This window comes from uncultured Chloroflexus sp. (genome assembly GCF_937951745.1).
Classification (GTDB): domain Bacteria; phylum Chloroflexota; class Chloroflexia; order Chloroflexales; family Chloroflexaceae; genus Chloroflexus.
In genome coordinates this window covers 1-18,529 of record NZ_CALFBQ010000061.1, presented here as the reverse complement: position 1 = coordinate 18,529, position 18,529 = coordinate 1, and the positions used below count along the sequence as shown (strand labels likewise).

The following is an 18,529-nucleotide window of genomic DNA, read 5'->3' as shown; positions in this document are numbered from 1 at the left end:
GAGGCTTTGGATGGCATGCAGCAACTTGGCCGCCGTATGCTAATGTTACACTAACCAACGTCAAGTTATCTATACTTATACTAGCATTGATCGAAGTCTAACCGGATGCTGTTATAATAAAATAAGTAGAGACGTTGCGATGTAACGTCTCTGTTTATTCTTGCATCATGAGGTGAGTGCTGCCTATGTCTGCTATCACCGAAACGCTCGATCGCGTATTCGACCGGCTACTCTGGTTGCCGCCGCAGCCGGCACTGCCGGCCCCGCTCGCAGAAACGGCTGAGGAAGAAGCACTTGACGACGCACCGCCAGCGACGCCGGGAGAGCGAGCCTTCAGCATCTCGCTCTTCATCTCGGCCACCCGTTGCACTCTGCAATACGTGCTCTTGCCGATTGGATTGCCACTCATCGGGTTGACCACTGACATTTCACTCCCACTCGTGATCCTGCTCGATCTGCTTGCGATCACGATGCTGGTACGCAGCCTGCGTTACTTCTGGCAAACCCGGCACCCGCGCCGGTTCGATATGCTGCCGCTCTCGTTGGTCATCCTCTTTATCATTTTTTTCTCGTTGGGCTTTGATATTTGGCAACTACTCACCTAATGGTCTCTCCTTCTGGCTGCACTGCCACCTGCCGGTAGCCTTTTACCGCAAAGGAATGCCGGCAGGAGTTTCTTTCATGGATGCAATGAAATGTAGTAAACGCGGTATACTAGCGGCAGCGGAATCCACAATACGGCATCCGAGCACGCAACACTTATGATTGACGACACCCCATCCGTACCTCCTCCTCTGTTGAACAGTGATATTGCCGCTGCGACCCTTTCTACCCTACTAGAATGCACCGCCGAGATAGTCATCATTCTCGCACCCGATCAGACTATCCGCTTTGCTAGCCCTACCCTGACCAACCTACTCGGCCATCCGCCATCTCTTGTAGTAAATCGCTCCATCTACGAATTCGTCCATCAAGATGACCATGACCCGCTGCAACAACATCTCGCCACTTTGATCGATTACCAATGCCAGCGCCAACCAATTCGGGTACGTTTACAGCATGTTGAAGGCGGCTGGCGGATTTTTGAGTTTCGGTGTTGCAACTACCGGCCCCAAGCCGCAGTAGAAGGGATCGTCATCAGCGGCTATGATGTTACGGCGTTGCTGGCCGCCGACTATGCGCTGCGCAACAACCAATTGCGCTATCACCAATTGCTCGAATTGGCCCCGATGCTCATTATGATCAGTAGCTTCCCGGAAGGGATTATTCGCTACTGCAACCCCACCGGCGCGCGCATCTTCGGGGTCGCTGATCCGGCAGAACTGATCAACCAACCATTCACAGCGTTCCTTTCTGGTGAAGAACACCATTTGATCCGTGAGCGTCGCAATATGCTTCGCAACGGTCAACTCCTCCAACCGGTTCGTTACCACATTTATGCCCGCGATCAGGTGGTGCGCGTGGTGGAAGTGCAAGGCGTGTTGATCGAAGGCACCGGCGAAACGCAGGTCTTAACGATCGGTCACGATGTCACCGACCGGGTCGAAGCGGAACGGCAATTAAACTTGCGAGCGCGGGTACTGTCGCAAATTCACGAGGCGGTGATCGTGACCGACCGCAGCGGCGTGATTGTCTACCTCAACGAGATGGCAGCGTACCTCTACGGCGTGCAACCGGAAGCGATGATCGACCAGCCGCTGAGCCGTCTGTTTACTGCCGAACCGTTGCCGTACCAGCCGATGCAACCGGCAGTGCAGAGTGTCAGTACAGGCTGGCGCGGCGAATTAATCCATCGCCTGCCAGACGGGCGGGCCATTATCGTTGATGTGAGCATTGATCCACTGTATCACGACGAGCTAGCCAACGGCGGTACACTAATTGTGGTGCGCGACATTACTGCCCGCAAACAAGCCGAAGAACGATTGCGCCTGCTCGAGTCGGTGGTAGTGAATACCAACGACGCCGTCATCATCCTCGATGCTGAACCGCTGCATGCACCCGGCCCCTTTATTCGCTACGCCAACGCCGCTTGCAGCCGGCTGACCGGCTACGCCACTAACGAGTTGATCGGACGCAGCTTACGCATCTTGCACGGCCCGGCCACCGATCTGGCGACGCTTCATCACCTGTGGGTTGCTATGGAGCAGCAGCAACCAGTGCGCCTTGAACTCCTCTACTACACGCGCGCTGGCGAACCGATCTGGGTTGATCTCAGCTTGTCGCCAGTCACTGATGAATATGGCAAAGCAACCCACTTTATCGCATTACACCGCGACATCAGCGCGCACAAGCTAGCTACCTTCCTCGAACATGACCGTTCCGACATATTAGCCCTGCTGCTCCAGCATGCCCCAGTTACCGCCGTGCTTGACCGGCTGGTGAACCTCATTGAACGGCAACGACCCAACTGGCTGGTATGGGCTGAATTGGACGGTTACGCTGCTGCCGCCAGCAAACCATTGGCTGATGCAGCCGAGCTGATTGGGTCGCGCCTACGCCAGATCATGGCTCGGCATAACCCCAAAAAACCGATCACGTTCGATCTCCGCACCCACGGCGACCAACTCGGTCATCTGAGCGTTAGTGGAGGTTGGATCTGGCCATTACCAAAAGCAAACGGTATGCTCGCCATCTTCCATCAACAATCCGATTGGTCAAGCGAGAGTGATCAAACCCTGTTACGGGTCGCGACCGAACTCTTTAACTTGATCGCTGATCACGCCAACCTTAATGCGCAGCTCCACTATCAGGTGCGCTATGACGCTCTGACCGGCTTGCCCAACCGCAATCTGCTGCAAGAACGGATCGAGCTAGCCCTGCGCGATGCGCGCGAACGACGCCATATTGTAGCGCTGCTCTTCATCGACCTCGATGGGTTTAAGCAGGTGAACGATTCGCTGGGCCATCCAATCGGTGATCGGTTCCTCAAACACGTGAGCAATGCCTTCGCTGCCTGCGCCCGCCCGCAAGACACCCTTGGCCGGATGGGCGGCGATGAGTTTCTCTTGCTGATGCCTGATCTGCCTGATGCGCGATTAGCCGATATTGCAGCCCAACGCTTGCTTGATGCGTTGCAAACGCCGTTCCTTCACGATGGGCATGAATTGCGCTTGACCGCAAGCATCGGGATTAGCCTCTTTCCGCGCGATGGGGTCGATGTGGTGTCCCTGCTCAAGAACGCTGACAGCGCCATGCACCGCGCCAAAGAACTCAAGCGCAGCGGTTTTCTGCATTACCGGCCGGAACACAGCCGGCGCGCCCACACCCGGCTTGCCTTGGAAGCCCAACTGCGCCACGCAATTGAACGGGGCGAACTGGCAGTTTACTACCAACCGCAGTACGATCTGGTCAGCGAAGGCATCATCAGCGTCGAGGCGCTTGTGCGCTGGCACCATCCGCAACGCGGCCCTATTGCCCCCAGTGAGTTTGTGCCAATTGCCGAACAGAGTGATCTGATTATTGAGATCGGTTCATGGGTGCTGCGTGAAGCTTGCCGGCAAGCAATGGTATGGCAACAGGCTGGCTATCCGCTCCTGCGCATCAGCGTCAATGTCTCGGCTCGCCAACTGTTGCGGCCTGAGTTTGTGGCTGAAGTTGCAGCCGTCCTGCATACCACCGGTTTACCGGCCCAGTATCTTGAACTAGAGATCACCGAAGGTGTCATGCTCGACGATCCGATCTACGCTGCGCGCCAGATCGACCAGTTGCGCCACATGGGGGTGCGCATTGCGCTTGACGATTTCGGCACCGGGTATTCGTCACTCGCTTATCTGCGCCAACTCCGCCTTGATGCGCTCAAGATTGACCAAGCGTTTGTGCGCGCGATTGACGAACAGCATGGGATGGTCACGAATAGCCGCGCCTTATTGCGTGCGATTATCAATTTGGCGCATAGCCTTGGATTGGCTGTCGTCGCTGAAGGGGTCGAAACTGATGAGCAGCGGGCCGCCTTGCTCAGTATGGGATGCGATGTGCTGCAAGGCTACCTGATTGCACACCCCATCCCTGCCGATGAGGTGTGGCCCACAATTATGCGTCTGCAAGGGCGGCATCCGCCAACTGATTGAGCATGATCGGGGCGCAAAGTGAGCAAAAACGCAAAGTTTTCAACGCAACGGCGCTAAGCCCGCCAAGGATCGCAAGGTCATTTGGATGAGCAATACCGATGCTCCACTCTCACCCTCTCCCTCAAAGGGAGAAGTACCCTCCAACTCTAACGGGGAGGGGCCGGGGATGGGGAGGTTGGGAAGGGGACAACCCAACACCACAATAAACCCGGACACCTATCCGGCTCCGCGAAGAGGCAAAGAGCGCCGGACGCCTGTCCGCCTCTGCGGTAAATATTATCCCGATCAGGCGGAGGGAGGATCAACTTCCCTCTACCGGCACCGGGATTTGGGCAAGAATGCGTTCGAGGATCACTGTCGCAGTTTGCCCGCGCAGCCGCGCTTCAGCGGTGAGGATCAGGCGGTGGTTAAGGGCCGGTGCGACCATCGCCTTGACATCATCAGGCAACACAAAGCTGCGCCCAGCCATTGCCGCGCGCGCTTGGGCCAGATGGGCCAATGCTAGCGAACCGCGCGGGCTAGCGCCTAGCTCAATATCGGGATGATCGCGGGTGGCTCGGGCAATCGCTACCAAATACTGGCGCACTGCCGAGCTGAGCGCTACTCCACGCACTGCCGCTTGCAAAGCGCGCACTGTATCGGCAGTTACAACCGGCGACTGCACGACATCCGTTATCGGTGATAACGAACGCCGCACAATCTCTTCTTCTTCTTCCATACTCGGATAACCCATCGCCACTTTGATCAAGAATCGATCTAGTTGCGCTTCCGGTAATGGGAAGGTGCCTTCGAGTTCAATCGGGTTTTGGGTGGCGATGACCAGAAATGGGCGCGGCAGCAGGCGCGTCTCGCCATCAATCGAGACCGTCCGTTCTTGCATGGCTTCGAGCAGCGCGCTTTGGGTGCGCGGCGTCGCCCGGTTGATTTCATCGGTCAACACGATCTGAGCAAAGATCGGGCCGGGCCGAAACTGAAACTCGCCCAACTTCTGGTTATAAAATGAAAGACCAGTCACGTCAGAGGGTAACAGGTCGGGGGTGAACTGGATGCGCTGAAAGGTACAGCCGAGCGCACTTGCCAGTGCGCGGGCGAGAGTGGTTTTGCCGGTACCGGGCACATCTTCAAGCAAGACATGCCCTTCACAGAGCAATGCTGCCAGCAAGAGGTCAATAATCGCTTCCTTGCCAACGATGATCTGGCCGATGCGAGCGCGAATGGCCGTAGCGACCCGATGAATCTCGGCAATGGCGGTTTCGGAAACGGTGGACACGATACAACTCCATTAAGCTTGCCGGTCAAAGGCTCTCGCTGGTATGGTACCACGATACGATCATCACCGGTGCACCGGTTGGATGGAGTGCGGCAGTGAGACTGCCGCACTCCATAAATTACGAAGGTGCGGCGAACTGCCAACCAGCGACGTTCCCCCCTCTATCAAGGCCGCGCCATCAGCAGATAGTAACCCTCGCGCCCGCCATTGCTGACCGGAAACGCCGGATTTCCTACCGTCACCAATGCGCGCGTATGAGCAGTATTCGGCGTCAGATTGACCGCTAGCGCCAGCCGGTCGCCGGTTATCGCTGCCGCCACCGCTGGCGAACTGCCCGCCGTCGCCCCCGGTGCGGCGAGCGCCGTCCAGAGTTGTCTTCGACTAAAATCAGGACTAACAACGAGCACAAACGGCTCACCTCCCTCGTAATTGCCAAGGGTCTGGCCCCAGAGTTGCATCGTGCTGCGCCCTTGCAGACAGCAAGCGGTATCGCCCACAACCAGCAGCGTCCCATCATCCGCCGCCGCCAAGGCCCGGATCGTGATCGAATTGCCTTTGCCATCGCTCAGGCGAGTGAGCAGCCACTGCCCGCGCAGCAGCGCACCGGTCGCCGGATCGAACCGGCCGTACCACGCCAACGATTTTGCACCGCTGAGATTGAACGGATTGTTGTATTGGTCGAATGTGATCACCTCGCTATTGCTGAGGACACGGTGTAGATCGGCGGGATCGCGGCCAAAGATAGAATTACCGCCATCGGTATAGCCGGCGAAGTAGAGCAGACCGTCAGCCCCTAGCGCTACCCGCCGCCCTTCGCTATCAGCAGCCAGATTCACCCCTTTGACAGCCGCAGCGCTGAAACCATAGCGCTGCCATGCCACACTGCCATCAGTGAGACGGTAGGCGCGCAGAAAGGCCACCTTCAGATCGGAAGCCGCTTGGGTGTAGCCGGTGGCAACGACCAGCCCATTCGCCGCATCAAGCGCAATATCGGCGACAGCAGTGCCGGCCACGGTCATCGCCAACGGTGCGCCGCCGGTTGGTGGATAGACCAGTACCGTTCGATCGGCGGCTCGCAACACTGCTACCCGGCCATCAGCGGCAATCGCGCAACGCGCGACCGCGCCCGGCGTCGCCCGCCACCGCACCGTCGCCAGATCAGGTTCCAACACGATCACCCCGTCTAGCCCGCATGCAACGGCGCTACCATCACTGGCAAGCGCCGCATGGTTGAGCGTTGCAGCGACCCGCACTACCCCGCTGATCGTCCGGCCATCGGCGGCAATCCTAATCAACGCGCCAGACCCGCCCCCCGGCACGATCGTCTCGGGCGCGCCGGTCAGCGCCGGCACATTCCCAGCCAGCACCAGTTCACCGGTAGGCGTAAAGCCGGCCGCAACCAGCGTATCGTCCTGCCTACTGCCCAGATAACCAGCCACCGTAGGCGGCGGAGCTTGCACCCACGGCACCCACACTGTCACCGGGTTGGCTTGGGCTTGGACGGAAGCGAGCGCAACGACGAACAGTAGGTAGATAATGATCGGAAAGAGACGCATCACAAACACCGTATGTTCTGACGAGAGTACGGCAGGCGATCACGCTGCCGGATCCTACCCCAAGCAATGTGCCCAGTCTGGAGTGCGGCAGTGAGACTGCCGCATCCTCCATACGTTATCACACCGCGCTGACCAGTGACGCTCACCGCCCTGTCTGAAACTGCCACGTATAGCTAAACGGTTGCCCATCGTAGCTACCGGCTACCGTCACCTCAATCGTAGCCGATGCCGGTAACGGTTGTGCAGGCATAATCGTGATCCCCTTATGGCCAGCCGGCAAATCGGTCGAAACCGTATGCGGCAATGCCGTACCGCCCACAACTCGCAGATCGGTTGCAGTGACCGTTGGCGTACTGCCGAAATAACGCCAGTGCAGTGTAATTGGGTAGATGGCCGCTGGCACACCCTGTTGGTTCACCCCCGGATAATACACCGGCCAGCCGGTATAATTGATTCCTTCGTCGAAAGACGACAACACATCGAGCGCTGCCGCGCTCCGCCCACCATCGGCTACTGAGTAGAAACCAAATCCGGTGCGCTGGAGGGTTGGATAGAGCATCCAGAGGCGATGACCGACCGATTCCATCCAGCTATCAATCGCAGCGGCCGGTTGCCACGAGAAGCCCCACCCTATCCACACATTCCCCTTCTGCGCGCAGATTTGCCCGGCCGGCGAGGCATACGGCAGCGCAGGGTTCTGATCATGGGTCAGATGATTATTTTCAGCCACATAGCGGGCGTGTTGCCAACAGTTATCGCTGAGCACTGCCTCTTCCTGCACCGGCGCCAAGCCGGCAAACGCCCGGTAGGCATTCAGCCGATCCAGCCAATAGGCAGGCAACGCCGGCGGAGGCGCAAAGGCCTCGCGGCCAAGCAAGCCCAACAACACCACATCTGGCCCAAGCTGCGAATGCAACTCAAACCGCGCCCGCTCGAACCACTGTGTAAGCACCGTATCACCCGACGCATTGGTCTCCATACGTGGTTCAGTCAACGGCAACCCAAAGAGCGCCAAGCTTTCCGCCTCGCTGAACCCGCGCCTACCGTCAAACTCAAGACCGTGCGCCTGCCAATAGTGCAAAAACGCATCACAAACGAGATGCTGGGTCTCGGCGAAATAACGACAACCGGCTTGTTGCGTCACCGGCGCTTTCGGTTCGCTTTGCCACGGCATCCCCCGCCGTTGCAACAAATCATCACCCAACCGGCCGAGTAGCACATCATAAGGCCGCGCTAATTCGGGATGCAGTTCAAAGCGATTGCGCTCGAAGAGTTGCACGAGCCGCGCACGCCCTTCGACCTCTTGCGTCAGGGCAGGCGAAATCGGGAAACCAAATACCGGTAACCCGCCATTTTGCTGCCAGTACTCAGCAAATCGGCCTGTAATGCAATCTGGCACTTCGGCGAAGCAGATGCGGTATTGGGCCTGCACAGGTTGCGCAGGCAACAATGAGCAGAGCATGATGACGCCAATCACTGTGAAGCCCAACCATCGCCACATATCGGTATGCTCCTATCATGCGCATTGCCGGCAGGTTATGTTGGCTATTGTACCAACCGTGTATTGGCATAACTAGCCTGACTTTGGTATGATGAAAGTACCGTGATGACGCCCTCACCTGCTGTCATCGCTGTAGCCAGCCGCACTGGGCGGTTTGGCTAGGATGGACTGATAAGGAGGGAACCAATGACTCAAACCACGGAATTTGCCACCCGGATCGATTTGCCGCTCGAGCGGCGGCGGTCGCTGATCACGATGCTCAACCAGCAACTGGCTGATACGTTTGATCTGATGAGCCAAGCCAAGCAGGCCCACTGGAATGTCAAAGGGCCGCATTTCATGGAGCTGCACGAGCTGTTTGATGAGTTGGCCGGGCGGCTGAACGGGTTCGTTGATGCATTGGCCGAACGGGTCACGGCCCTTGGCGGTATGGCAATGGGTACGGCGCGCCTCGCCGCTGCAGCGTCGCGCTTGCCCGAATACCCCACCGACATCACCGACGGCATGGCCCATGTTGCAGCTTTGGCCGATCGCTTTGCCGCCTACGGCAAGACGACGCGCCAAGCGATTGATTTCGCCGCCGAGATGGGTGATCAGGCAACCGCTGATCTGATGACCGAGATCGCCCGCATCATCGACAAGGATCTCTGGTTCCTCGAAGCCCATTTGCAGGGATAGTGCCGTGAGTCTTCGCATTGCCCGCGCCGCGGCGCTGATCGGCGTCGCGGCGTTGATCTGCGCCGCCTGCGCTGCACCGGTGCCTGCGCCAACCCCAGCGCCCACGGCGACCGCAGCGCCAACTGTGCCCCCAGCGCCCACGGCGACCGCAATGCCTACCGCAACGCCAATCCCCACGGCTACCCCGGCGGCGCGCCAATTGACGATCTGGGTCGCCGAGCCGGCTGACGCCCAAGCGGCGATTGCCGCCGAATTACAACCGGCAGCGCAAGCAAGTGATATTCAATTAACCATCATTCCTCGCGACCCCGACGGGCTGTTGCTCAGTCTCGCCACCGATCGCCTGCTCGGCCTGCCGCCGCCTGACCTGATCTGGGCCGATCAAGAGGCGTTGGTTGGCTTGTTGGCTGATAACGCGCTTGCGCCGCTTAGCATCGAGCTGCCGGCTGACCTCTTGCCCGGCCTGCGCACGATTGCTAGCAGCGATAATATGCTCTGGGGAGCGCCAGTCATGGCGCAAGATATGCTGCTACTCCTCTACCAGCTCGACCGTACTCCCCCGGCGACGGCAGTCGATCTCGTAGCAGCGTCACGAGCGGCGCGTACACCAGAGCGGGCCGGTCTAGTGCAGGGTTGGGGGGCGGCGCGCTGGCTAGCGCCGTGGTTCTACGCTGCTGGCGGCGCATTTACCACCCCCGACGGCGCTGAGCCAACGCTCGACACGCCGGCAATGACGGATGCGATCACGTTGTTGCGCGATCTGTACCAAGCGGCGCCGCGCAACGGCGACAGTTATGCCCGTGGCCAACGGCTGCTGGCGCAAGGGTTTGCGGCGTATGCGATCGATGGTGATTGGGCATGGCCCACCTACCGCGCTATCAGCGACACCTTCCAGATCGGGATCGCGCCGTTGCCGGCGTTCAACGGCAATCCAGCCCGACCGCTGATCGGCGGCAGCCTGTTCATGCGTCACCGCGACGGACAGGCCACGCAAGCGGATGTAGTGGCGATCGTTCATATACTCTACCGACCAGATGTGCAACTGCGGCTGAGTGCAGCACTGGGCCGGTTACCGGCCCGCCGCGAATTACTGGCCGATTCCAGCATCCAAACCGACCCCGCCCGCGCCGCCGCTGCGACGCAGGCCGCCACCGCTCCCGGCCTGCCGCCCACCCCGGCAGCGCGCTGTGCTATCTTTGGCGTCGAATCGTACCTGTACAGCGCCACTACCGGCGATCCGCCCCTTAAAGATGCGCCAGCACGTATGCAACGCGAGGCGTTGGCCTGCTTGCGCCAGTTTGCGCAACCCTAACCTGTGCAGCAGCGTCATAGTAAAGAGGGTGCGGCAGTTGCACTGCCCCACTCCCCACCAGAGACGGTCAGATTGTTCGATCCAATTCTAACGACGAAGCGCTATCTTCTTGCGCAAACGATCGTTTATTGCGTATTGGCTCAGAAAGGGGGCGCTATGCACTGCCCACACTGCAATACCACTCTACCCGATGACGCCCGCTTCTGCATCGAATGTGGCACAGCGGTGCGTGTGGCGACGGGTGAAACGGTGCAACTGCCGAGCAGCGATGCCACAACCATTACCTGCCCGCACTGCCACTTTGTCAATCCGCGCCACGCCCGTTTCTGCGTCTTCTGCGGCGAACCGATGCAGGGAAGTGGGCAAGCGCGCACCGTAGCGGCTCCTCAACCCAAGCCGGCGCGCGGCAAGCATGAACTAGGCATCACCTTATTGCTGATCGGGGCGGCTTTATTGATCCCGATCATCTTCCGGTTGCCGCCCATGATCTGGCCAAACATTCTGATGGTGCTAGGCATTACCCAACTCATCTTTCACTTCCAGCGCGGCTCCATCGCTGCTGGGATGCGCAACGCAATCTGGCTGTTTGGGTTGGGAGTGCTGTTCCTCATGCCACGCCTCTTTTTCCCCGGCTTGCTCTTGCTGGTGGGTTTGACCTTGCTGATGGAAAGTTGGCGGTGGAAAGGGAAGGCGCCGTGACGCTTTGGGCGTAGGACACGGATTGACTTCATCCGTGTCCTACACCGTATGATCCTCGCAACACCAGCGACATCCAGACCCGCAGCGGCAGACTCTCATCATCCCGCGCCTGAATGGTAGCGATAAGTTGCTGGATTGAATTGAGATTGCCGCACACCCACGGACGGTCGAATCAGTGATGCAGTTGGCTGCGCCCGTCGCCCAAGATATAGGCATAGACCAAGCAGTGTGACCAACCGGCAGTGGGCTGGATGAACGAATGCTCGCCCTCTTCGGCGTGGATGCCGGCCCGCGTTAGATACCACCAGCGTAAGCTATCGCCTGTTTCACGCGAAAGCGCACGCGCCGCCGAGTCGTTGGTCTGCTCGCGCACGTACCGACCGATCTCCGGCTGGTACTGTCGGTGTAGGGTGTGATCACGCAGCCTACTTGCAGGGCATTGACCGTCGTGCTTACCGCTTGGGTATCGGAAGTTGTAGACGATGTGGCGGGCAGGGTAAAGCAACCTGTACCACTGCTGCCTCGCAAAACACGGCGCCGGCCACTCTTAGCCGGCGCGCTAGCAAGAGATCGCAAGCGGAACGTTACGCCTTCAACTTTTCCAACTCGGCAACCTACAGCTCCAGATACCCACACGATGAGAAAGAGTACGACTTGATGTCAGAACTTTGAGTGACGTGCCCAGACCGATCCTCTCAGCCAGTATATCGCCCTTTTTGACCACCTTCAGCAACGGGCTGAGGATCCTAACGCTGCCTCAATCGTTCGGTATGGCATTTGGGGCATTGCGTAGTGGCCCTCCTCATCCCTATCGCAAGCTCGCCGGTGCAGCGTCCATGATAGCAAAGCGCCGCTCTGTCACTGCCCGGCAAGTGCCGCCGGATCTAGCGACGGCACAGGAACCGGCTTCCCATCATCGCCAATCGCGACCAAGACACATTCGGCTTGGCAAGCTAGCACTCGCTCCTCGTGATCCATCGGCTCCCACCACATCTCCACTGAAATGTGCATCGAGCTGCGCCCGGTGCGGACAAGACGCGCAATCAATTCGACGATCGATCCCTCACGCACCGGGTGGCGAAAGTTAACTTCGCTCAGGTGAACCGTCACCACTTTGCGCCGGCACCAGCGGGTGGCGCAGACAAAAGCGGCTTGATCTATCCACGCTACCGCTTGCCCGCCGAAGAGCGTGCCATAGTGATTGGTGTCGGCGGGGAAAATGGGAAAGACCATGCGTGTTTCGACGTGATGTGACTTAGGCATAACACTGCTCCGTCAATCGAGTTGGGGGTAAGAGCGTTGCCAGACGTTCGACCAGATCGACCATACGCGGCGTGGGGCGAATACTGAGCGGGCGGGCATCAAGCGCGTAAACCCGCCGATCACGGATAGCCGGGATCGCGCGCGCCTCGCACGGCAGTTTGGCGGTCTGCCAATACCGCTCGGTGGCTTGGGCCGTATGCCCGGCCAACAGTAACACGATCACATCGGGTTGCGCAGCTTGTATCTGTTTCCAGCTCACCGGAACCGAATGCCCATCCACCCGGCTCAACAACTCATTCCCGCCGGCCAACCGCACAATCTCCGCTGCCCACTGACCAGCGGTAAACGGCGGGTCGAGCCACTCCAGCGCCACCACTTTCGGACGCGGACGGCCAGCGCTGGCCATCTGCACCCGCGCTAACTGCATCTGCATCTGGTCGCACAACCGCCGGCCCCGTTCAGGATAACCTACCGCTTCCGCGATGACCATCACATCGTGAGAGAGGTCATCGAGATCAGGCATCGCCAACGAGACGATCTGGCTATCAGCCGGCAAACGCTGCCGCAGCGAGCATACCTCGTCAAACGAAGGCAAACCAAGATCGCACAGGTCTTGAGTGATGATCAGATCAGGCGCGAGCGTGATAAGCGCAGCTTCATCAAGTGAAAAGAGATTCTCACCCCGGCGTAGGCGCGTCGCCAACACCCAATCGAGTTCTGCCACCGAGAGGCTAGCAGGGATCGCCGAGCGGGTCACACGTGGTAATCCGGTGACAACCTCGGCAGGAAAATCGCACAGATGGGAAACGCCAACCAAGAGATCGGCCAAACCGAGACGGCAGATTATCTCGGTTGCCGGCGGCATCAATGACACAATGCGCATACTCTTCATTCCTCTCGCCATTGGTGAAGGCACATTATCAAGTTATTGAGGTCAGCTACGTCGAGTTGAATGGTTGCAAAGCCGACAATTCACAACTAAATCCGGCCCAGCGCACATAGCGCAACTTGCGGCGCGAAAACCGGTCGAAACCGATCTGGCGCATCCGCTCATCCATTGACGTCTTGGCCCAACGCTCGTAATCGGTGCTGAGACCGCGCGATAGCAAGGCGAGGTGCAAGATACGCGCCCGATCATGAGCGATGCGCTCGATATAGCTCAGTGCTAGACATGGCGACTGGTTCACCAGCTCGACAAAATCACGGCAGTAGCCGGCAAGCCGCTGCTCGATCGTATGCAATTCATCACAAATATCGCGCACATCACACTGCAACATTGGCCCGCTCCTTTCCTGCCTACGCCAACAGCAGGCACAGCGCTCACGACAAACAAACCAACAACCTCCCAGCACGAGCGATTAAGGGAGATAAGAGTCAGTGCAGCTTCGCGCTACAAGCAAAAACCCCGATCTCCTTCCAGAGATCGGGGCAACATGATCTGGGTCAACGCGAGAGCGCGTTCAAGGCGCGCGGGGCATGTCCGTCCTCCTTAGCTCGAGAAGGGCTGAACAGACACATCGCGGCAGGCGTCCTAGCTTCCGGCCAATCCTGACCGGTTACAGTTGCGGCACAGCGCTGGACTTGCACCAGCTTCCACCTTTACGCCCTAGCATCCGGGCTAACGGGTCACCGCGACGGTATTTGGTTGGCAACGTACACGATTATAGATACATAGTATAGCGCACTCGTTCTCAGTCTGCTCATCATCAGCGTGAACACCTGACCACACCGCGTAAAAAAGGATAACTAGGGGGATTATAACCTGCTCGCAACAATCCCCACCGACAGAGTGCGTCATGCAGAAACACAACTCTATTGCATAACGAACATCATTACGGAGTGCGGTAGTAAAACTACCACACTCTCTGAACATCACTATCTCTTATCCATACTGCGATCATACTCCCACATCGCCAAATCAACCTCTTGCACCAGCCACCCCAACTCAGCCGCCAGACGTTTAACCGCTCAGGTGGCGTTTGTAATCAGCCATCGAGAACGTTCGCTTCTCTTCACCAAAGATTTGCCGCCAGCCGCGAAAATCAATCACCGCAGATTGTTCTGAAAACACCAACGCTAATATCGTCGAATCCACGGGTATACCGACACCACCCAAGCTGCTCAAGATGCCTAACCATAACTCAACTTCATAGTCCTGAAGACTGATAACGCTGCGCCGGTTACTATCCCGATCACAGTGACAACGCTGCGCGAAGGCGATTCAATAGGAGGAACATCCTTGCCAAATTCCTCAATAGATGCCGGTATGACGCATCAGTTGGGCAAACTAGCCGCCTGCCGCTACGAACAGGCGCTGAATGGCGCTGTCGAGCAGCGCCCGCCAGTACAGGTCTTCACATCGTTCGTTGCTCGATCATACGTTCTGAGAGAGGAGGTTCGCTATGCGTCATCCAGTGGTATGCTCAGCTCTGCTGTTGATCACGCTCGTCCTCGCCGCGTTCGCCGTGCCATCTACATTGCCCATCCGCGTACCACGCGCGACAGCAGCGACATTCAACGAACCGCCGGCGCCGCAGGGGATCGAATTTACCCAAGTGGTTGCAGGCAATGATCATACCTGCGGGCTAGCGGATAGCGCTATGGTCATTGCCGGGGTTGGAACCACTACGGCCAACTTGGCGACGGCAAGACGGCCCCCTCCCACCAGTAAGGCCATCGCGGTGGATAGTGTGCATACTTGCACACTGCTGACTGACGGCACCGTCCGCTGCTAGGACTGCAACAACTCCGGCCAACTCGGCGACGGCGCTGCCGATTACCGTCCGTTCCCGATGCGAGTGGTGGAACCGGACGGGAGCAAGGCGCCGCAGCCGCAGATCTTCATTCCGATGATTGTGAAGCTTGGGTCGTAACTCACGAACGGCGTCCAGCAACACCATCACACTATGGCAAGTGGCTGAGCGATACTGATCCGTGTGCATCTGTTCCCAATTGTGAAAATATGTATCCCATTCAGCCAAATTAGGATACGAATTCGTATAGGTGCTACGGATTTTCACCGATCCGTACACATCCGTCCAACCCGTGGCAATCCATAGTCTATTCAAAACACCTGCCCACAGCCTACGGTTACGGGCGCAGCAGCTCGCCCCGCTCCCACGCTTGCAGGTACGCAAACGGCGGGATCTCGCCGCGCCGCACGGCCCAGTCGTCCGGCGTCGTCGGGCGTGAGATGCCAAAATGCAGGTGCGGCGGGGTGCCACGCGCATTGCCGCTGTTACCGGTGTATCCCAAGACCTGCCCCGCCTCGACCCGCACCCCCGGCTCGATCCCTTCAGCAACCGCCGACAAATGTGAGCCGTAGTAGCGCCAGCCGTCATCACCGATGATCGCGACCGCCAAGCCGCCGCGATGCTCAGGCTGGTTCGTGGCCGGATTCCAGCGATCGACTCGGTTGACAAAATCGACGATGCCGCTCGTTGGGGCTACAAATTCACTCCCAACCGGGCAAAAGATGTCGGTCGCCGGATAGTCGTGATGGTAAGGGCTATACTCAATCCGTTCGCCGCGCACCGGGAAGACGTATGTGAGCGTGACCGGCGTGGCAGTCGGTGGTACCGGCGTCGGCTCTAACGTGGATGTTAGGGTCGGCAGGGATGTCGGACTAGGTCGCGGGGTGCGGGTTGGCGGGAACGGCGTCGGGCTAGACATCACTATCGCCACTGTCGCCACTGGCAGAGACTGCTGGCTTACCGAGACAGCAGTCTTGCCGCATCCAGCCAGCACGAGCGTACATGCCGCCAACACCCAGCACAGTATAGCATGCACGTTCACCGCACCACTCCTAACACTTCCACCTCGCTGATCGGCGTAAAATCGCGCCCATCGGCCAGCGCTGGAGGCAAACTCTCCAAAATCACGATCCGGATACCATCAGTCGCAATGTTGTTTACCGGGATCGCTGGCAATGTGGCTTGATCATCGATCAGCGCCTCGATCCAATCGCCAGTGCTAAACTCTAGCCACACCCGGCGCATCCGCCGGTTCTGCCAAAGCCGGTTCGGGCCATCGACCGGATCAATCTTGGCATAACCCAGCAAGATTCGCACTTCGTAGATCACGGCTCGACGCAGCGCCGCGCAGGCGGGGGCAGACTGCCGCCTTATCAAACCGCTGATCTGCCTCTGCCTCAGCGCCGCGCAGGCGGGGGGCACGCACTGCCCTCACCACAGCCGTCCATCATTCGCACCGGCGACCTACGATATCGCTACCCCCGCTTGCATCGGTACCTCTTTAATCATCCGCAATTGCACTATTGGCGCCGACTCCTTGCGGTAGGTCAAGACATCGGGATAACGCATCGCATAGCGCATCAGCCCCTTCGTATCCCACGTGGTGCGCCCTCGGATATAGACTGCTTGTATACGACTGCCGCGCACCGATGCGCCATGCTGGAGAACTGCAGCGCGGATGTCCTGTTCCAAAGCCTTGATCTGCTCGTCTGCGGCTGCCAGCAACGGTACGTACTCGGCATCAAGCGCCGCCAATTCGTCCGCAATTTGGCGCATGATGTCCGCCTTCTTGGCATCGTGCGCCGCAGCTAACGCCGCGCGCGCATCGCGTGCATCGGCCAGTTCTTCAATGGTGCGCAAGATGTCGGGAGAAGCCATTGGTGCAAGTGTCCTTTCTGCATTGGAAGATAGTGGCGGACAAAAAAGAACAAATGTTCAATTATACAGAAGAATATAGCAGGTTAGCGAGTTGGTGTCAAGAGGGTTGATAGGCGGATTACACATAGAAGTAGGCCTCATTCTTACCCGCTTCAACTGCACTCAGCCTTACCACCTTGTTTGCCCACAACCGCGCTACCAAACCATGCTCGCAAAAAAAGGGGTATTCATCCTTCGAGGGGTAGATGCACCTTTGCGCGGCCCGCTCCGCCAGTTTGATTCAGAGAAGTATCGATCACCAAACATCTCTGCCAACACCGCGCATCCTTTTGCCGATTCGTGCGGTTTCTTCTATGAATACCTTTTCATCTCATAGCCGAGAGGATAGACCCTATGCCGCTGCTGACCCGCCTGCTCAACGTCGCCCCGCCCGCCGTCCCGCCCGCGCCACCCAATCCGCCTGACCCCAAGCCGGCGCGCGAGGAACCCACCCCGCCGCCTGCGCCGTTTTGGTATCCGAGAGCCATCCGTCGCCCGCTTAAGGTCAAAAGTGCCTGAGGCGCGCCCACCTCTTGAAGGCTGGGCTACCTCGCCAAACCCTGCTCCGCAGGTGCGATCCGATGCAAGCGCACGCGCCATCTGCCAGCGCAGGAGTGCCCTTTGTTCGCCGAACGGGAGAAGGGGGGGATGAGGGAGACCGTTGTAAAGCCTGCTCCGCAGCCTCCGCCTAGCGAGAGACGGATCACCAAACATCTCTGCCAACACCGCGCATCCTTTTGCCGATTCGTGCAGTTTCTTGTATGAATACCTTTTCATCTCATAGCCGAGAGGATAGACCCTATGCCACTGCTAACCCGCCTGCTCAACGTCGCCCCACCCGCCGTCCCGCCCGCGCCACCCAATCCGACTGACCCCAAGCCGGTGCGCGAGGAACCCACCCCACCGCCTGCGCCGTTTTGGTATCCGAGAGCCATCCGTCGCCCGCTTAAGGTCAAAAGTGCCTGAGGCGCGCCCACCTCTTGAAGGCTGGGCTACCTCGCCAAACCCTGCTCCGCAGGTGCGATCCGGTGTAAGTGCACGCGCCATCTGCCAGCGCAGGAGTGCCCTTTGTTCGCCGAACGGGAGAAGGGGGGATGAGGGAGACCGTTGTAAAGCCTACTCCGCAGCCTCCGCCTAGCGAGAGACGGATCACCAAACATCTCTGCCAACACCGCGAATCCTTTTGCCGATTCGTGCGGTTTCTTATATGAATACCTTTTCATCTCATAGCCGAGAGGATAGACCCTATGTCGCTGCTGACCCGCCTGCTCAACGTCGCCCCGCCCGCCGTCCCGCCCGCGCCACCCAATCCGCCTGACCAAGCGCCATCTGCCCAGCCCGACCCTCAACCCACCCCCGAACCGTCACCCACTCCCTGCTGGCACCCCACTGCCGTGCGCCGTCCGATCCGCGTTAAAAGCGCGTGACAGCAACCGCGCACAGCCGTCTAGCCCCACGGCTGTGCAGCTCGCCCGCTCCCCGGCGGGGAGCGGGGCACCCCCCTCTCCTCTTA

18 protein-coding genes and 1 riboswitch are annotated in these 18,529 nt (G+C 58.8%); of the genes, 8 read left to right on the top strand and 10 right to left on the bottom strand.

Translation table 11 applies throughout. The features are described 5' to 3' along the window. The first annotated feature begins 185 nt into the window (after window positions 1–185). Together Q1A59_RS14420 and Q1A59_RS14415 are read left to right on the top strand one after the other, a co-directional pair. A complete protein-coding gene (locus tag Q1A59_RS14420; protein WP_298403434.1) occupies window positions 186–605 on the top strand; it encodes a hypothetical protein in 420 nt (139 codons plus the stop codon). A 156-nt stretch (window positions 606–761) separates the two neighbouring features. Then, complete coding sequence (locus Q1A59_RS14415; protein ID WP_299645166.1) at window positions 762–4,067, top strand: EAL domain-containing protein; 3,306 nt, start codon at window positions 762–764, stop codon at window positions 4,065–4,067. Window positions 4,068–4,368: 301 nt separating this feature from the next. Here the strand turns inward: Q1A59_RS14415 and Q1A59_RS14410 are convergent, their stop codons facing one another. From Q1A59_RS14410 to Q1A59_RS14400, 3 genes are all read right to left on the bottom strand, one after another. Beyond that, window positions 4,369–5,337: a MoxR family ATPase gene (locus Q1A59_RS14410; protein ID WP_298403440.1), complete on the bottom strand. Its 969-nt coding sequence runs from the start codon at window positions 5,335–5,337 to the stop codon at window positions 4,369–4,371. Window positions 5,338–5,501: 164 nt separating this feature from the next. Beyond that, entirely contained in the window at window positions 5,502–6,893 is a 1,392-nt protein-coding gene (locus Q1A59_RS14405) for a hypothetical protein (protein ID WP_298490386.1), read from the bottom strand. Window positions 6,894–7,035: 142 nt separating this feature from the next. Further along, a complete protein-coding gene (locus Q1A59_RS14400; RefSeq protein WP_298403445.1) occupies window positions 7,036–8,394 on the bottom strand; it encodes a CAP domain-containing protein in 1,359 nt (452 codons plus the stop codon). A 186-nt stretch (window positions 8,395–8,580) separates the two neighbouring features. Between Q1A59_RS14400 and dps the strand changes: the two genes are divergently transcribed. The 3 genes from dps to Q1A59_RS14385 all read left to right on the top strand — a co-directional run bounded on the left by dps (window position 8,581) and on the right by Q1A59_RS14385 (window position 11,083). Continuing rightward, window positions 8,581–9,072 carry a DNA starvation/stationary phase protection protein Dps gene (gene dps / locus Q1A59_RS14395; RefSeq protein ID WP_298403448.1) on the top strand — a complete coding sequence of 164 codons (492 nt, stop codon included), beginning with the start codon at window positions 8,581–8,583 and terminating at the stop codon, window positions 9,070–9,072. A 4-nt stretch (window positions 9,073–9,076) separates the two neighbouring features. After that, window positions 9,077–10,384, top strand: a complete 1,308-nt coding sequence (locus Q1A59_RS14390) for an extracellular solute-binding protein (protein WP_298403451.1) — start codon at window positions 9,077–9,079, stop codon at window positions 10,382–10,384. 156 nt (window positions 10,385–10,540) lie between these two features. After that, entirely contained in the window at window positions 10,541–11,083 is a 543-nt protein-coding gene (locus Q1A59_RS14385) for a zinc ribbon domain-containing protein (protein ID WP_298403454.1), read from the top strand. A 172-nt stretch (window positions 11,084–11,255) separates the two neighbouring features. On the opposite strand, the gene Q1A59_RS14380 is transcribed toward Q1A59_RS14385, so the two are convergent. The 4 genes from Q1A59_RS14380 to Q1A59_RS14365 form a co-directional block, all read right to left on the bottom strand. After that, the gene (locus Q1A59_RS14380; RefSeq protein ID WP_298403456.1) at window positions 11,256–11,456 is read right to left on the bottom strand and encodes a hypothetical protein; all 201 of its coding nucleotides are present in this window, start codon (window positions 11,454–11,456) and stop codon (window positions 11,256–11,258) included. Between the two features lie 485 nt (window positions 11,457–11,941). Beyond that, window positions 11,942–12,346, bottom strand: a complete 405-nt coding sequence (locus tag Q1A59_RS14375) for an acyl-CoA thioesterase (protein ID WP_299645165.1) — start codon at window positions 12,344–12,346, stop codon at window positions 11,942–11,944. Continuing rightward, complete coding sequence (locus Q1A59_RS14370) at window positions 12,339–13,229, bottom strand: ABC transporter substrate-binding protein (protein WP_298403461.1); 891 nt, start codon at window positions 13,227–13,229, stop codon at window positions 12,339–12,341. The genes Q1A59_RS14375 and Q1A59_RS14370 overlap by 8 nt, the downstream gene beginning before the upstream one ends. Window positions 13,230–13,284: 55 nt before the next feature. Further along, a complete protein-coding gene (locus Q1A59_RS14365) occupies window positions 13,285–13,623 on the bottom strand; it encodes a hypothetical protein (protein WP_299645164.1) in 339 nt (112 codons plus the stop codon). Window positions 13,624–13,849: 226 nt separating this feature from the next. Continuing rightward, window positions 13,850–13,995, bottom strand: a riboswitch (cobalamin riboswitch). Between the two features lie 753 nt (window positions 13,996–14,748). Here Q1A59_RS14365 and Q1A59_RS14360 point away from each other — a divergent pair. Beyond that, the gene (locus Q1A59_RS14360; RefSeq protein ID WP_298403466.1) at window positions 14,749–15,081 is read left to right on the top strand and encodes a hypothetical protein; all 333 of its coding nucleotides are present in this window, start codon (window positions 14,749–14,751) and stop codon (window positions 15,079–15,081) included. A 355-nt stretch (window positions 15,082–15,436) separates the two neighbouring features. Here Q1A59_RS14360 and Q1A59_RS14355 read toward each other — a convergent pair whose 3' ends face one another. The 3 genes from Q1A59_RS14355 to Q1A59_RS14345 form a co-directional block, all read right to left on the bottom strand. Next, window positions 15,437–16,141 (bottom strand): M23 family metallopeptidase, encoded by a 705-nt coding sequence (locus Q1A59_RS14355; RefSeq protein WP_298403468.1) that lies wholly within the window; start codon window positions 16,139–16,141, stop codon window positions 15,437–15,439. Continuing rightward, window positions 16,138–16,428, bottom strand: coding sequence for a hypothetical protein (locus Q1A59_RS14350; protein WP_298403470.1), 291 nt, complete (start codon window positions 16,426–16,428; stop codon window positions 16,138–16,140). Before Q1A59_RS14350 ends, Q1A59_RS14355 begins: the two co-directional genes overlap by 4 nt. Window positions 16,429–16,563: 135 nt before the next feature. Beyond that, complete coding sequence (locus Q1A59_RS14345) at window positions 16,564–16,977, bottom strand: hypothetical protein (RefSeq protein ID WP_298403473.1); 414 nt, start codon at window positions 16,975–16,977, stop codon at window positions 16,564–16,566. An 840-nt stretch (window positions 16,978–17,817) separates the two neighbouring features. Between Q1A59_RS14345 and Q1A59_RS14340 the strand changes: the two genes are divergently transcribed. Both Q1A59_RS14340 and Q1A59_RS14335 read left to right on the top strand, forming a co-directional pair. Further along, window positions 17,818–17,982, top strand: coding sequence for a hypothetical protein (locus Q1A59_RS14340; RefSeq protein WP_299645163.1), 165 nt, complete (start codon window positions 17,818–17,820; stop codon window positions 17,980–17,982). Between the two features lie 281 nt (window positions 17,983–18,263). Next, window positions 18,264–18,443 (top strand): hypothetical protein, encoded by a 180-nt coding sequence (locus tag Q1A59_RS14335; RefSeq protein WP_299645162.1) that lies wholly within the window; start codon window positions 18,264–18,266, stop codon window positions 18,441–18,443. The last annotated feature ends 86 nt before the right edge of the window (window positions 18,444–18,529 follow it).